9 protein-coding genes are annotated in these 13159 nt (G+C 73.7%); 2 read left to right on the top strand and 7 right to left on the bottom strand.

Annotation, left to right across the window (positions count from 1 at the left end):
* Positions 1–35: 35 nt before the first annotated feature.
* The 4 genes from ABT034_RS00850 to ABT034_RS00835 all read right to left on the bottom strand — a co-directional run bounded on the left by ABT034_RS00850 (position 36) and on the right by ABT034_RS00835 (position 5610).
* A complete protein-coding gene (locus ABT034_RS00850; RefSeq protein WP_351209811.1) occupies positions 36–2063 on the bottom strand; it encodes a helix-turn-helix domain-containing protein in 2028 nt (675 codons plus the stop codon).
* Positions 2064–2254: 191 nt separating this feature from the next.
* Positions 2255–3136, bottom strand: a complete 882-nt coding sequence (locus ABT034_RS00845; protein WP_351209809.1) for an AfsR/SARP family transcriptional regulator — start codon at positions 3134–3136, stop codon at positions 2255–2257.
* 338 nt (positions 3137–3474) lie between these two features.
* Positions 3475–3942, bottom strand: coding sequence for an anthrone oxygenase family protein (locus ABT034_RS00840; RefSeq protein WP_351209807.1), 468 nt, complete (start codon positions 3940–3942; stop codon positions 3475–3477).
* Between the two features lie 33 nt (positions 3943–3975).
* Positions 3976–5610, bottom strand: coding sequence for a vWA domain-containing protein (locus tag ABT034_RS00835; RefSeq protein ID WP_351209805.1), 1635 nt, complete (start codon positions 5608–5610; stop codon positions 3976–3978).
* Positions 5611–5825: 215 nt separating this feature from the next.
* Between ABT034_RS00835 and ABT034_RS00830 the strand changes: the two genes are divergently transcribed.
* On the top strand, positions 5826–6545 hold the full coding sequence (locus tag ABT034_RS00830; protein WP_351209803.1) for a DNA-binding response regulator: 720 nt from the start codon (positions 5826–5828) through the stop codon (positions 6543–6545).
* 16 nt (positions 6546–6561) lie between these two features.
* Here ABT034_RS00830 and ABT034_RS00825 read toward each other — a convergent pair whose 3' ends face one another.
* Together ABT034_RS00825 and ABT034_RS00820 are read right to left on the bottom strand one after the other, a co-directional pair.
* Entirely contained in the window at positions 6562–7464 is a 903-nt protein-coding gene (locus ABT034_RS00825; protein ID WP_351209801.1) for an ABC transporter permease, read from the bottom strand.
* The gene (locus tag ABT034_RS00820; protein ID WP_351209799.1) at positions 7461–10148 is read right to left on the bottom strand and encodes a CocE/NonD family hydrolase; all 2688 of its coding nucleotides are present in this window, start codon (positions 10146–10148) and stop codon (positions 7461–7463) included. The genes ABT034_RS00825 and ABT034_RS00820 overlap by 4 nt, the downstream gene beginning before the upstream one ends.
* A gap of 238 nt (positions 10149–10386) precedes the next feature.
* Here ABT034_RS00820 and ABT034_RS00815 point away from each other — a divergent pair, with 238 nt between their 5' ends.
* Positions 10387–11580, top strand: a complete 1194-nt coding sequence (locus tag ABT034_RS00815) for a S8 family peptidase (RefSeq protein WP_351209797.1) — start codon at positions 10387–10389, stop codon at positions 11578–11580.
* A gap of 76 nt (positions 11581–11656) precedes the next feature.
* On the opposite strand, the gene mmsA is transcribed toward ABT034_RS00815, so the two are convergent.
* Positions 11657–13159: a CoA-acylating methylmalonate-semialdehyde dehydrogenase gene (gene mmsA / locus ABT034_RS00810; RefSeq protein WP_351209795.1), complete on the bottom strand. Its 1503-nt coding sequence runs from the start codon at positions 13157–13159 to the stop codon at positions 11657–11659.

The raw sequence follows: 13159 nt of genomic DNA, 5'->3' as shown, positions 1-13159 counted from the left end.
CACGCGCAACGCGCGTATACACGCCTGCCGGTCCATCAGTTGCCGCGCTCCGGCGGGCCCGGCTGGCGGGCCGGGTCCGTCGTGGCGCGGCCCCTGGCCAGGACCTCCCGGGTGCGCTGGAGCCGCAGGGCCAGCTGGACCTCGAGGACCTGGCCCGGTTTCTGCCACTCGGGGCCGAGGAGTTCCCCGATCCGCTCCAGGCGGCGGGAGACCGTGTTGGGGTGGACGTGCAGCGCCTCGGCCGCGTTCGTCGGGCTGCCGCCGGAGGCGAAGTACGCCTCCAGGGTGTGGGTGAGATCGGTGAACCGTTCGGCGTCGTAGTCGAGTACGGGCCCGATCGCCGCCTCGACGAAGCCCTCGACGTCGTTGTCGTCGGAGAGCAGCAGCCCGAGGAACCCCAGGTCCTGCACGGAGGCCGCCGAGCCGGTGCCGCCGAGCGCGCTCATCGCGTCGAGGCAGCGGCCGGCCTCCTGGTGCATGCGGGCGACACCGTCCGGGCTCCAGCCGGGTCCCGCGGCGGCGACCGAGACGGGGTGCCCGAGCAGCGGGGAGAGTTCCGCGGCGACGGCCTTGGCGGCGGCGGAGGCGTCGATGCCCGGGAGCAGCAGCACGATGCAGCCGCCCTGCACGGTCTTCAGACCCGAGAGGCGGTACGCGTACGAGGACGCCCAGACGACGGCCCTGCCCTGTTCGCCGCCCTCGGGCCGCGCGAGCACCAGGACGTGCGGTTTGCGCAGGTCGACGCCGAGCCGACGGGCCCGCTGGGCGATCTGCTGCGGCGCGTGCGGCGGGTCGGCGATGAGGTCGTCGAGCAGCTCGTCGCGGACGGGCCCTTCGGCGACGGCGGTGGAGCGCCGCATGAGGAGGAGGAAGGCGACGGACTGGGCGGCGAGTTCGAGGAGCCGCTCGTCCTCGCCGGTGAGGCCGCCCGCGGCGCGGATGACGAGTCCGCCGAGGTCCTCGGATCCGGCGATGACGGGCGCGACCCAGGTGTCGTCGGCGGCGAGGACCGGGCGGCGGCGGGCGTGCGCGTCGAGGGAGGCCTTGGCGACGGCCTCCTCGTCGAGGCCGGGGATGTCGCCGGCGGTGGCGAGGCAGCGGCCGCCCTGGTCGCGGATCATCACGGTCGCGTCGAGGGCGTCGGCGGCGGCCTTGGCGACGTTGCACAGGTCGCCGCCCGCGAGGACGAGGTTCATGATGCGGCCGTGGGCCTCGCTGACGTGCCGCATGCGGGTGAGGCTCGTACGGACGCGGGAGCTGTCCCGTTCCAGTTCGGTCACCTCGGCCCGGGTCCGGTCGAGGAGTCCGGTCTTCTCGACGGCCAGGGCGGCGAGGTCGGCGAGCGCGGCGAGGAGCCCGATCTCCTCGGAGGTGTGGTGGCGGACCCGGCGGTCGGCGCCGTGGAGGGCGCCGATCACGGTGTCCCCGCTGCGCAGCGGCGCGGTCATGATCGCGTGCAGGTCCTCGGCGCGCAGGGCCGCCTCGGCGGCTTCGTCGAAGGCCGGGGCGTGGACGCCGGCGTCGAGGGAGCCGGAGGGGGCGAAGCGTTCGTCGGCGAGGTAGTCGGCGGTCCAGACGGGTTCGCCGTGGAGCTGGACGGCGCCGCCGAGCCCGTACCCCTCGGCGATCCGCAGGCCGGGGGCGAGCCGCGGCCCCTCGCCGCGGCCGCCGCGGGAGCCCTCCGTCGTGTGGACGTAGCAGGCTCCCTGCGGGCCGCGGAGGGTCACGTACGCCAGGTCGAGGTCGAGCAGCCGGCGGGCGCGGCGGGTGATGACGCGCAGCAGGCTGTCGAGGTCGTAGGAGGAGGTCAGGTCGCGTGCGGTGTCGGTGAGCGCGGCGAGTCCGGCCTCGCGGCGCGTCTCGTCCGCGCGTCCCCGGTCGACCTCGCGGGCCAGTTCGACGGCGCGTTCGACGCGGTGGAGTTCCTCGCCGGCGAGTCCGGAGAGGCGGGCCTCGTCGAGGAGGGCGTCGAAGCGGGCGGGCGGGGCCTGCCCGGCGAGCAGTTCGAGGACCGTGAGCAGCGCGTCGGCACCACCGGCTCCGTCGGCGCCGTGCAAGGTCATGGTCCCGTCCCCCGTGGTCGAGCGAAAACGGGCACCTGGGCGGAAACCCGTACTGGTCGCCGAAACTGTTTCGGCTCCGGGAGTCGTCAACGGTGAGCTGCCGCACTTCGTTCCCGGCGGCAAGCGCCCCGGAGACCCTGTGCCCCCCGCAACCCCTGAGTCCCGTGCGTCCCGTGCGTCCCGTCGGGTGGTCAGCCGACGGAGCCCGCCGGGACGAGGGCGCGTGCCGGGCTGAACTGGGCGGGGACACGGGGAGCGTACACAGGGCGGACCGCGGAGTTCCGCATGGTGAGGACCGAGCTCTGGAGGCGGCGGAGCCGGGCCGAGGGCTCCATGCCGCTCTCCCCCTTGAGGGCCACGCGCAGCCGCTCGTACACGGTGAGGGCCTCGTCGTGCTGTCCGCAGCGCAGCAGGGCGGCCATGTAGTGGGCGTGGAGGGGCTCGTTGGTGCGGTAGCGGGCGACGAGCCCGGGGAGTTCGGAGAGCAGCTCGGCGTGCCGGCCGAGGCCGAGCTGCGCTTCCACCCACTGGTCGAGGACGCTCAGCCGGGAGGCTTCGAGGCGCTCGATCTCCCTGCGGAGGCGGGGCCCCGCGGCGACGCCCGCGTAGGGTTCGCCGCGCCACAGGGCCAGCGCCTCGCCGAGGCGGAGCGCGGCGCGCGGGAGGTCGCCGGCCTCCATGGCGCGGTAGCCGGCGCCGGCCGCGCGCTCGAACTGCCAGACGTCGTGGACGCCGCCGCCGGTGTCGAGGCGGTAGCCGCCGGGCTGGGAGACGAGGATCGCGTCGGCGGTGCGGCGCTCCGACCAGCCGGGACCGGGTTCGGCCGGCTCGGCGCCGCGCAGCAGCGCGCCCGCGATGAGGGTGCGCAACTCGGCTATGTGGGACTGGAGTTCGGTACGGGCGCCGCGGGGCGCGCCGGACGGCCACAGCTCCTCGGTCAGCACCGTGACCGGAACGACCTGGTCGGCGCTGGCCGTGAGCAGGGCGAGGAGCTGCCGGGGCGCGGCAGCCGTCGGGGTGATCGACACCCCGTGCTCACGTACCGACAGTCCCCCCAGGATCCGGACGTCCACCTTGCCCCCTCAGTGCCTGTGCGGTGTCTGCGCGCGGGATGACTTCTCGTTGATTAGAAAAGACCCCCGTAGGCATGTCAATAAGAAACCGGAGGGTACGGAATCTCAACCCGGGATATCGGGGTGATTCACCCTCTTTATGGTGGTATTGAGGTGTCAAGATTTCATCACTGACGGAGGCGACCGCACCTCGGAAGACTGTTTCCGGACTCGGGGGTACGCTTTCGCAGGGTCCTTGCGGATGCGGGAAGCGCCGACACGCGCGAGTTCACGCCAGAATCCGGCCGCTCGGTACGGTTCGGGGATCTGGCGCGTCGGGGCAGGGGGCTGGAGAGGCCCTAGAGCACGGCCGCGGCCGTCAGCAGGCCGAACGCGACGGTGATCAGGGCCGTACGGACGCGGTGGAAACCGTTCCAGCGCTTCTCGAAGGCCCCGCGGACCTTCGCCGGGTCGTCGCCCGGGGCCTCGGGTGCGGCGAGCGCGGTGTTGAGCGGGATGTTGCCGCCGACGGTGACCGCGTGGTTGAGGGCCGCGCACACGAGCCCCGCCAGGACCAGCCACTTCTGGGTGTCCGTACGCCCGTCGACGGGGACGAAGTACGCGGCGGTGGGGAAGGCGAGCACCCCGAGGAAGACGGTCAGGAACACGCCCCTCGGCACGGACTCGTTGATCCGGCGCATCGCCGTGACGAACTCGGCGTCCGTCAGGCGGGCGAGGGCGGGCATGATCCCGGTCTGGAAGATCAGCATGAAACCGGCGTAGAGACCGGTGCATGCGACGGCGAGGGCGAGCAGCAGGGAGGCCATGGGGCCATTCTGTCCCGCTGCCCGCCGTGCGCGTCAGCTGTACGGGTCGCCCGACCTCAACTCTCCTTCACGCGAAGGCCCTTCACCCGGCTGCTCGCCGCGCGGAGCGAGCAGCCCCTCCGCCTGCCGCACGGCCTCGGCCAGCTCCCTGACCACCGCCGAACCCGACCGGCCGGCGATCGCGTCGGCGCGCTCCGCGAGCGCCGGAAGCCCCGGGGCCCCGGGCAGCCCGCCGCCCCGCAGGGCGTCCGCGAAGTAGGCGGTGACCGCGGTCAGCTGGAGACTGTCGTGCCCGCCGCCCCAGATGTCGGCGGCGAGCCCGCCGGTGCCGACGGTGCCGGACCGCTCGCGCGGCGCCCGGGTGGCGGGGTCGAGCCAGCGGACGGTGGCGGTGGCGACCGGGCCGGTCGCGCCGGGCCTGGTCCTGACCGCGTACAGGGCGGTGACGGTGTGGCCCGCCCCGACCTCGCCGCCGTCGACCCGGTCGTTCCTGAAGTCGTCGTCGGCGACCTCCCGGTTCTCGTACCCGATCAACCGGAACTTCTCCACGGTCCGGCGGTCGAAGGCGACCTGCGCCTTGGCGTCGCGGGCGCGCAGCTCGACATGGGCGGGCAGTTGGTCGACGAAGACCTTGCGGGCCTGCGCGGAGGTGGAGACGTACGTCGTCTGGCCGTCGCCCCGGTCGGCGAGCTGCTCCATGAACGTGTCGCCGTACTCGCTGCCGACACCGACGCCGAAGAGGGTGATCCCGTACGCCCTGCGCTCCTCCTCGATGCGTTCGAGGATCGTCGCGGCCTCGGTGGCACCGGTGTTGGCGAGCGCGTCGGAGAGCAGCACGACCCGGTTGGTGGCGCCCTTCCGGTGGCCGTTGACGGCCACGTCGTAACCGGTGCGGACGCCCGCCTCGACATTGGTCGACGAGGTCGTCGCGAGCGAGTCCACGACCTCGCGGATCCGGCCGCGGGCCTCCCCCACCCGGGTCATCGGCAGCCGGGTCTCGGCCTCGTCGCTGAAGGTGACGAGGGCGACCGAGTCGTCGTCGCGGAGCTGGTCCGCGAGCAGGCCGAGGGACTCCTTGACGAGGTCGAGCCGCCCTGGCTCGTCCATCGAGCCGGAGATGTCGACGACGAAGGTGAGGGCGGCGGGCGGCCGTTCGGCGGCCCGGTCCGCGCCCCGGGTGGCGAGCCCGACCCGGACGAGGGACCAGCCGTCGCCCCCGGCGCGGGCGCCGTCGAGCGTCACGCTGAACCCGTCGTCCGCCGGGCGCGGGTAATCGGGTCGGAAGCTGTTGACGAACTCCTCGGGGCGCACGGTCGCCGGATCGGGCAGCCGTCCCTCGGCGAGCGTCCGGCGGGCGTAGCCGTACGAGGCGGTGTCCACGTCCAGGGCGAAGGTGGACAGGTAGTCGGCGGCGGGCGCCGGCGAACGCCTCTCGCCCTCCCTGCCGTCCGTCCCGTCCCCGTAGGAGCCGTCGGGGCGGGCGCTTCCGCCGCCGTCGGGAACCGCGGGGGCGGTCCCGCCCTTCTCGTGGGACGCCCGGTCGGCGGTGCTTCCGCCGCCGCCCGCCCCGCAGCCGCCGACGGCGAGTCCGGCCGCGAGCAGCCCCGCGATCGTCGCCGAGAACCGGGCCCGGCGGCGCCGGGCCGCCCGCCGTTCGTATCCATGCATGTCATCTCCCCCTCTTGGTAAGGCACTTGTGACTGTGACGAACGAGAGGCCCGTGGGGAGCAGTCGAAGGAGTTGCGGATGGATCTCGATGCGGCAACGGCGGACGGGACGGAGCCCGGTGGCATGGATTCGCCAGACTTCTCAACAGGGGTTGTCACCGTGTGCAGTCGCATGCGTACATGGAGTGGACATCGATCGGGCGGGGGTGGTCAGCGGTGGCAGAGAGCGCGGGCTCCGTGATGCTCGCCCGTTCGGCGATGAACCGGGCCGCGGCCGAGGGACAGCGGCCCGCGGGGCGCCCGGTCCGGGGCGCGCGGCGCATCAGCGCGGCGCTCGCCGGGCTCGCCGCCTCCACCCGGTACGAGCTGTTGACCTTCGACGACCCGGTCGCCTCCGCGGGCTGCGCGATCCCGGGGCCGTTCCTCGAACTGGCGGGGGCGTGCATGCGGGCGGCGGCGGAGCGGGCCGGCGAGGTCAGACGGATCGTGCCGCGGCACGCGCTGTCCCGGCTCGAGGACGGTCCGGCGCTTCCCGGCCGGGCCCGGCTGGCGGAGGCCATCCCCTTCAAGATGATCGTCGTCGACCGCATGGTGGCCGCGGTCCCGCTCGATCTGGAACTGCTCTACAACGGGCTGCTGCTCATCCGCGACCCGGTGGTGGTGCAGGCCCTCGCGCGGGCCCATCACGCCTGCTGGGTGGCGGCGGAGGAGGTGTCGTACGCGCCGCCGCCCTCCGCGCCGCCGTGCGATCTGCCGTCGCAGCTGCGCCCGGTGCTGGACGCCCTCCTCGCGGGGCTCACGGACGAGACTGCGGCGGCCCGGCTCGGCATGTCCGCCCGGACGTACAGCCGCCGGGTGGGCGAGCTGATGGCGGCCCTCGGCACGACGAGCCGCTTCCGCGCGGGCGCGGAAGCGGCTCGGAGGGGGTGGCTGTGAGAAGACCGTAGGACCGCTACGACACGATGTCCTTGCGGGCGAAGCCGCGGAAGGCGAGCGCGAAGAGGATCAGGGCGAAGGTCACGGAGAGCGCCGTGCCCTTGATCATGCCGCTCCACTCCAGTTGGGGCTGGAGCGCGTCGATCCAGGCGTACTGCCAGTGCGTGGGCAGGAAGTCGCGCCAGTCGCCGAGCGCCGTGACCGCGTCCAGGACGTTGCCGACGATGGTCAGGCCGACGGCGCCGCCCACCGCGCCGAGCGGGGCGTCGGTGCGGGTGGAGAGCCAGAAGGCGAGCGCGGCGGTGACCAGTTGGGAGGCGAAGACGAAGGCGACGGCCACGGCGAGCCGCAGCACGGCGTCACCGGCGGGCACGGAGCCGCCGGTCGGCAGCTGGAGCGGCCCCCAGCCGTAGGCGACGGTGCCGACGGCGAGGGCGAGCAGCGGCAGGAAGACGATCGCCGCCGCGCTGAAGCCGAGTGCCACCGCCAGTTTGGAGGCGAGGAGCCGGGACCGGGGGACGGGCGCGGCGAGGAGGTAGCGCAGGGAGGACCAGCTCGCCTCGGAGGCGACCGTGTCCCCGCAGAAGAGCGCCACGGGGACGACGAGGAGGAAGCCGGCCGAGGCGAAGAGGGCGGTCGCGGCGAAGTTGGCGCCCGACGCGGTCGCCGTGTCCATCAGGGTGATCCTGCCCTCGCGGTCACCGCCGTCGGAGCCGCCGATGGCGAAGGCGACGACCAGGACGAAGGGCAGGGCGGCGAGGATCCCGCCCATCACCAGGGTGCGGCGCCGCTTCCACTGGCGCAGGGCCTCGACGCGCAGCGGCAGGGTGCGTCCGGCGCGGTAGCCGGGGGCGGACTCCACGGGGGCCGGCTCCGGGGCCGGTTCCGGGGCCGGGCGGGTGGTGGTGGGGGTGCTCATGCGGCTCCGCCTCCGATCAGGGTCAGGAACGCGTCTTCGAGGCGCCGGTGCGGTCCGACACCGGTCAGCGGCACGTCCAGGGCGACGAGTTCGCCGATGAGGGCGGTCGGGTCGAGGCCGTCGAGGCGGACGAGGAGTCCTCCGTCGGCACGGGTCGCCGCGGTGACGCCCGACAGGGCGCCGACCTTCTCCACGAGCACGTCGTCGACGTCCCCGGCCAGCGTCACGAGCAGGGTGTCGCCCGAGCCGGTGATCTCGGCGACGGGGCCCGCCTGTACGAGCTGTCCCCGGTCCATGACGACGAGATGGGTGCAGGACTGTTCGACCTCGGCGAGGAGGTGGCTGGAGACGATGACGGTACGGCCCTCGGCCGCGTAACGGATCATCACCTCCCGCATCTCGCGGATCTGCGGCGGGTCGAGTCCGTTGGTGGGCTCGTCCAGGATCAGCAGGTCCGGCAGGCCGAGCATGGCCTGGGCGAGGGCGAGGCGCTGCCGCATGCCCTGCGAGTAGGTGCGCACCGCGCGGTCGAGGGCGCCGCCCAGGTTCGCGATCCGCAGGGCCTCGTCGACGTGGGCGTCCTCGGCGGGGCGGCCGGTGGCCTTCCAGTACAGGTCGAGGTTCTCCCGGCCGTTGAGGTGCGGCAGGAAGCCGGCGCCCTCGACGAAGGCGCCGACCCGGGAGAGGACCGGGGCGCCGGGCCGGATGGCCTGGCCGAAGACCCGGATCTCGCCCTCGTCGGGGGTGATCAGTCCCATCAGCATGCGCAGGGTGGTGGTCTTGCCCGCGCCGTTGGGTCCGAGGAGGCCGAGGACCTGGCCCTGTTCGACGCGGAAGGAGAGGTCGCGGACGCTGTACCGCTCGCCGCCCTTGTACTTCTTGGAGAGCCCGGTGATCTGGAGCGGTACGGCGGTCAGTGCGGGGTCGGGCGCGGGGGCGGCGGTGCGGCGCCGGGCCGAGAACAGCAGCGCGGCGGCTGCGGCGAGGCCGAGGAGCGGCAGGCCCCAGACCCACCAGGGCAGGACGGCGGCCTGGGTGTCGACGCCGGGTGCGGTCGGGACGGAGAGCGGGCCCTCGACGGTGACGGTGTAGTCGGCGGGGAGCACCGGGGAGGCGTAGCCGAGGTCGGTGGCGGCGACGACGAGCCGCAGCCGGTGCCCGGCCTCCACCTCGTGGTCGATCGCGGGCAGGGTGAGCGTGACGCTCTTCCCCGCGGCGGCGCCTTCGACGCGGACGGGGGTGACGAGCTGGGAGGGGAGGACCTGCTGCCGGCCGTCGGGCCCGACGTCGTACACCTTGGCGAAGAGGACGGCGGAGCCGTCGGTGGCGGTCGAGGTGACCTTGACGCGGACGGTCGGGGTACCGGTGATCCGGAGCGGTTCGGCCTGGGGCTTCGCGTCGAACCGGGCGTGCTGGCCGGGGAAGTCGAGGGAGATCCCGACGCCGAGGGAGGAGAGTCCGGCGACCGAGCCGCCGAGGCCGGGGAGGGCCGAGACGGCGGGCGGGGAGGCGCCGGCGGGGTTGGTGAAGGTCCACGGCCGTCCGGTGAGGGGGACGGCCGTGGTGCCGGCGGTGAGGCCCGGGTAGCGGTCGGCGGTCGCGGCGCGCAGGGTGGCCCGGCCGTCGGTGGAGTCGACGCCGCCGGTACGGCTGACGCGGAAGGCGGGGCCGGTGTCGGCGGAGGTGTCGCGCTTCAGCCAGCGGTCGAACCAGGTGGTGATGCGGCGCTCGACGCGCTCGGTCTCGCGGTCGCCGCCGTCGTGGCCGCCGGAGATCCAGTCGACGGCGACGGGGGCGCCGTTGGCGGTGAGGGCCTTGGCCATGGCGTCGGACTGGGCCAGGGTGAAGAGCGAGTCGGACTGGCCCTGGACGAGGAGGGCGGGCACCTTGATCCTGGAGCCGACGGCGGAGGGGCTGCGGGCTTCGAGGAGGGCGCGGGCGGCGGCGTCGGGCTTCCCGGAGACGGCGACGCGCTGGTAGAGGGCGCAGAGCTCGGGGGTGAAACGCCCGCAGGCGGCGGCCTTCTCGTCGGCCTTCTCGGTGGCGGCGCCACCGGCCGCGGTCGCGCCGGCCGCTCCCCCCGCCTGGTTCCCCGCGGAGAAGAAGATGCCGGCCCAGAGCTTCTTGAAGACACCCTGGGGGAACAGCGCGTCGGCGAGGTTCCAGTAGGTGATCTGGGGGGCGATGGCGTCGACGCGCGGGTCGTGGCCCGCGGCGAGCAGCGAGATCGCGCCGCCGTAGGACGCGCCGGTGACGCCGACGCGCGGATCACCCGGCTTGTCGAGGAGCACCTCGGGCCGGCCGGCCAGCCAGTCGACGAGCCCGCGGGCGTCCTTGACCTCGTGGTCGGGGTCGTTGAGGCCGATCTGCCCGGTGGAGGCCCCGAAGCCGCGGGCGGACCAGGTGAGGACGGCGTACCCGTCACGGGCGAGCTGCTCGGCCTGGGCGCGGACGTCGTCCTTGGAGCCGCCGAAGCCGTGGCCGAGGAGGACGGCGGGCCGCCGCCCGTCGCCGTCGCCGGTGAAGTACGAGGTGTCGAGCCGTACCCCGTCGAGGTCGAGCATCCGGTCCGCGCGGTGCACGGGCGGCGGATCGTCCGAGGCGACGGCGGTCAGGGTGCCGGCACCCGCGAGGACGGCGAGGACGGCGGTGACCGCGGCCCACCGGGGAAGTCGGAGTCGCATGGTGTCGAGCCTAAGCGGGTGGGCTGTGGAGCACGGCTGCCCGCAGAGGGATTACGGCGGCCTCCTGGAGTCGTACACCGGGCGGTCCTCGTACAGCGGGCGCAGTACACGCCGTCCGGGTGAGGAGAGGGTGGGGGAACGGAGGACGCGCCGCCACGCACCCTTGTGTGGCTCATGACAAGACGTCACCCTGTGGGGCACCACACCCGCTCGACGAAGGGTTCAGGTGCCCCACCACATGAATCACATCCCCCGCCGCGCCTCCCGCCGCCTCGCGGCGCTCGTCCCCGTCCTCGCGCTCGCCGCCGGCCTCCAGTTCGCCGTCTCCCCCACCGCCCGGAGCGCCCCCTCCCCCGGTGATCTGCGGCTCGCCCCGGCCGCCACCGCCCTCGAGAACAGCTGGATCGTCGTCCTCAAGGACGGCTCGACCCGCGCCGCCGACCTCGGCGTCACCCCGCAGCACGTCTACCGCTCCGCCCTCAAGGGCTTCTCCACCACGATGTCGATGGCCCGGGCCGCCGAGCTCGCCACCGACCCCCGGGTCGCGTACGTCGAGCAGAACGCGACCGTACGGATCGCCGACACGCAGACCGGGGCCACCTGGGGCCTGGACCGGGTCGACCAGCGCGATCTGCCGCTCTCGACGACGTACACGTACGACACGACCGCGTCGAACGTCACGGCGTACATCATCGACACCGGCATCCGCACCTCGCACGGCGAGTTCGGCGGGCGGGCCACCGTCGGCACCGACACGGTCGGCGGCGGGCAGAACGGCCAGGACTGCCAGGGCCACGGCACCCATGTGGCGGGCACCGTCGGCGGCGCGAAGTACGGCGTCGCCAAGGGCGTGAAGCTGGTCGCCGTCCGCGTCCTCGACTGCGCCGGCTCCGGCAGCACCGCCGGGGTCATCGCGGGAGTCGACTGGGTGACGGCCAACGCGGTCAAGCCCGCCGTCGCCAACATGAGCCTCGGCGGCGGCGCGAACACCTCCCTCGACAGCGCCGTGAAGCGGTCGATCGCCTCGGGCGTCTCGTACGCGGTCGCCGCCGGCAACGGCAACTTCCTCGGCCTCCCGGCGAAGGCCTGCGGCTACTCCCCCGCCCGCGTCCCCGAGGCGATCACCGTCGGCGCCACGGACTCGGCCGACAAGCGGGCCTCCTTCTCCAACTACGGCACCTGCGTGGACCTCTTCGCGCCGGGCGTCTCCATCACCTCGGCGTGGAAGGACAACGACACCGCGACCAGCACCATCTCCGGCACCTCGATGGCCGCCCCGCACACGGCGGGCGTCGCCGCCCTCTACCTGGCGGCCCACCCCACGGCCACCCCGGCCCAGGTGAGCACCGCGCTCGTGAACAACGCCACGAGCGGAAAGGTCCAGGACCCGAAGACCGGCTCCCCGAACAAGCTCCTGCACTCGCGCTGGTAGGAGCACGCACGGCGCACGGCAGTGGCCGGGCCCCGGGGGTACGTACCCCCGGGGCCCGGCCACGCGCTTGAGGCGGTCAGTGGTTGCGCGGGAAGCCCAGGTCCACGCCCGCCGGGGCCTCGGACGGGTCCGGCCAGCGGGTGGTGACGACCTTGCCGCGGGTGTAGAAGTGCACGCCGTCGTTGCCGTAGATGTGGTGGTCGCCGAAGAGCGAGTCCTTCCAGCCACCGAAGGAGTGGTAGCCCACCGGCACCGGGATCGGCACGTTCACGCCGACCATGCCGGCCTCGACCTCCAGCTGGAAGCGGCGGGCCGCGCCGCCGTCGCGGGTGAAGATCGCGGTGCCGTTGCCGAACGGCGAGGCGTTGATGAGGGCGAGGCCCTCCTCGTACGTCTCGGCACGCAGCACGCAGAGCACCGGGCCGAAGATCTCGTCCTGGTACGCCTTGGCCGTGGTCGGCACGTGGTCCAGGAGGGAGAGGCCGATCCAGTGGCCGTTCTCGTGGCCGTCGACCGTGTATCCGGTGCCGTCGAGGACGACCTCGCAGCCCTCGTCCGCGGCGCCGTGGACGTAGGAGGCGACCTTGTCGCGGTGGACGGCCGTGATGAGCGGGCCCATCTCGGAGGTGGGGTCGTTGCCGGGGCCGATCTTGATCTTCTCGGCGCGCTCGCGGATCTTCTGCACCAGCTCGTCGCCGATGGCGCCGACGGCCACGACCGCCGAGATCGCCATGCAGCGCTCGCCGGCCGAGCCGTACGCCGCGGAGACGGCCGCGTCGGCCGCCGCGTCGAGGTCGGCGTCCGGGAGGACCAGCATGTGGTTCTTGGCGCCGCCGAGCGCCTGGACGCGCTTGCCGTTGGCGGAGGCGGTGGTGTGGATGTGGCGGGCGATCGGGGTCGAGCCGACGAAGGAGATCGCGGAGACGTCCGGGTGCTCCAGGAGCCGGTCGACGGCCACCTTGTCGCCGTGCAGGACGTTGAAGACACCGTCCGGGAGGCCCGCCTCAGCGAGCAGCTCGGCGATCTTCAGGGACGGCGACGGGTCCTTCTCGCTGGGCTTGAGGATGAAGGTGTTGCCGGTCGCGATGGCGATCGGGAACATCCACATCGGCACCATGGCCGGGAAGTTGAAGGGCGTGATGCCGGCGACGACGCCGACCGGCTGGCGGATCGACGCCACGTCCACGCGGTTCGAGACCTGGGTGGAGAGCTCACCCTTGAGCTGGGTGGTGATGCCGCAGGCCAGGTCGACGATCTCCAGGCCGCGGGCGACCTCGCCGAGCGCGTCGGAGTGGACCTTGCCGTGCTCGGCGACGATCAGCTCGGCGATGGCGTCGCGGTTGGCGTCGAGCAGCGCGCGGAACTTGAAGAGGATGGTGGTGCGCTGGGCGAGCGAGGAGGTGCCCCAGGTCGCCCAGGCGTCCTTCGCGGCGGCGACGGCGGCGTCGACCTCTTCGACGGAGGCGAGCGCGACCCGGGTGGTGACGGCGCCGGTGGCCGGGTCGGTGACCGGGCCCCAGTTGCCCGACGTGCCCTCGACGGTCTTGCCACCGATCCAGTGGTGGACGGTCTTCGTCAT

The organism is Streptomyces sp. NPDC002773 (genome assembly GCF_040295605.1).
GTDB lineage: Bacteria > Actinomycetota > Actinomycetes > Streptomycetales > Streptomycetaceae > Streptomyces.
The sequence above is the reverse complement of the archived record's forward strand: the minus strand, read 5'-3'. Positions and strand labels throughout refer to the sequence as shown.

What these genes read in the sequence shown, in the direction of transcription:
- ABT034_RS00850 (WP_351209811.1), bottom strand. Translation starts at nt 2,063, where the DNA reads ATGACCTTGCACGGCGCCGACGGAGCCGGTGGTGCCGACGCGCTGCTC.
- ABT034_RS00840 (WP_351209807.1), bottom strand. Translation starts at nt 3,942, where the DNA reads ATGGCCTCCCTGCTGCTCGCCCTCGCCGTCGCATGCACCGGTCTCTAC.
- ABT034_RS00835 (WP_351209805.1), bottom strand. Translation starts at nt 5,610, where the DNA reads ATGCATGGATACGAACGGCGGGCGGCCCGGCGCCGCCGGGCCCGGTTC.
- ABT034_RS00825 (WP_351209801.1), bottom strand. Translation starts at nt 7,464, where the DNA reads ATGAGCACCCCCACCACCACCCGCCCGGCCCCGGAACCGGCCCCGGAG.
- ABT034_RS00820 (WP_351209799.1), bottom strand. Translation starts at nt 10,148, where the DNA reads ATGCGACTCCGACTTCCCCGGTGGGCCGCGGTCACCGCCGTCCTCGCC.
- ABT034_RS00815 (WP_351209797.1), top strand. Translation starts at nt 10,387, where the DNA reads ATGAATCACATCCCCCGCCGCGCCTCCCGCCGCCTCGCGGCGCTCGTC.
- mmsA (WP_351209795.1), bottom strand. Translation starts at nt 13,159, where the DNA reads ATGACGAAGACCGTCCACCACTGGATCGGTGGCAAGACCGTCGAGGGC.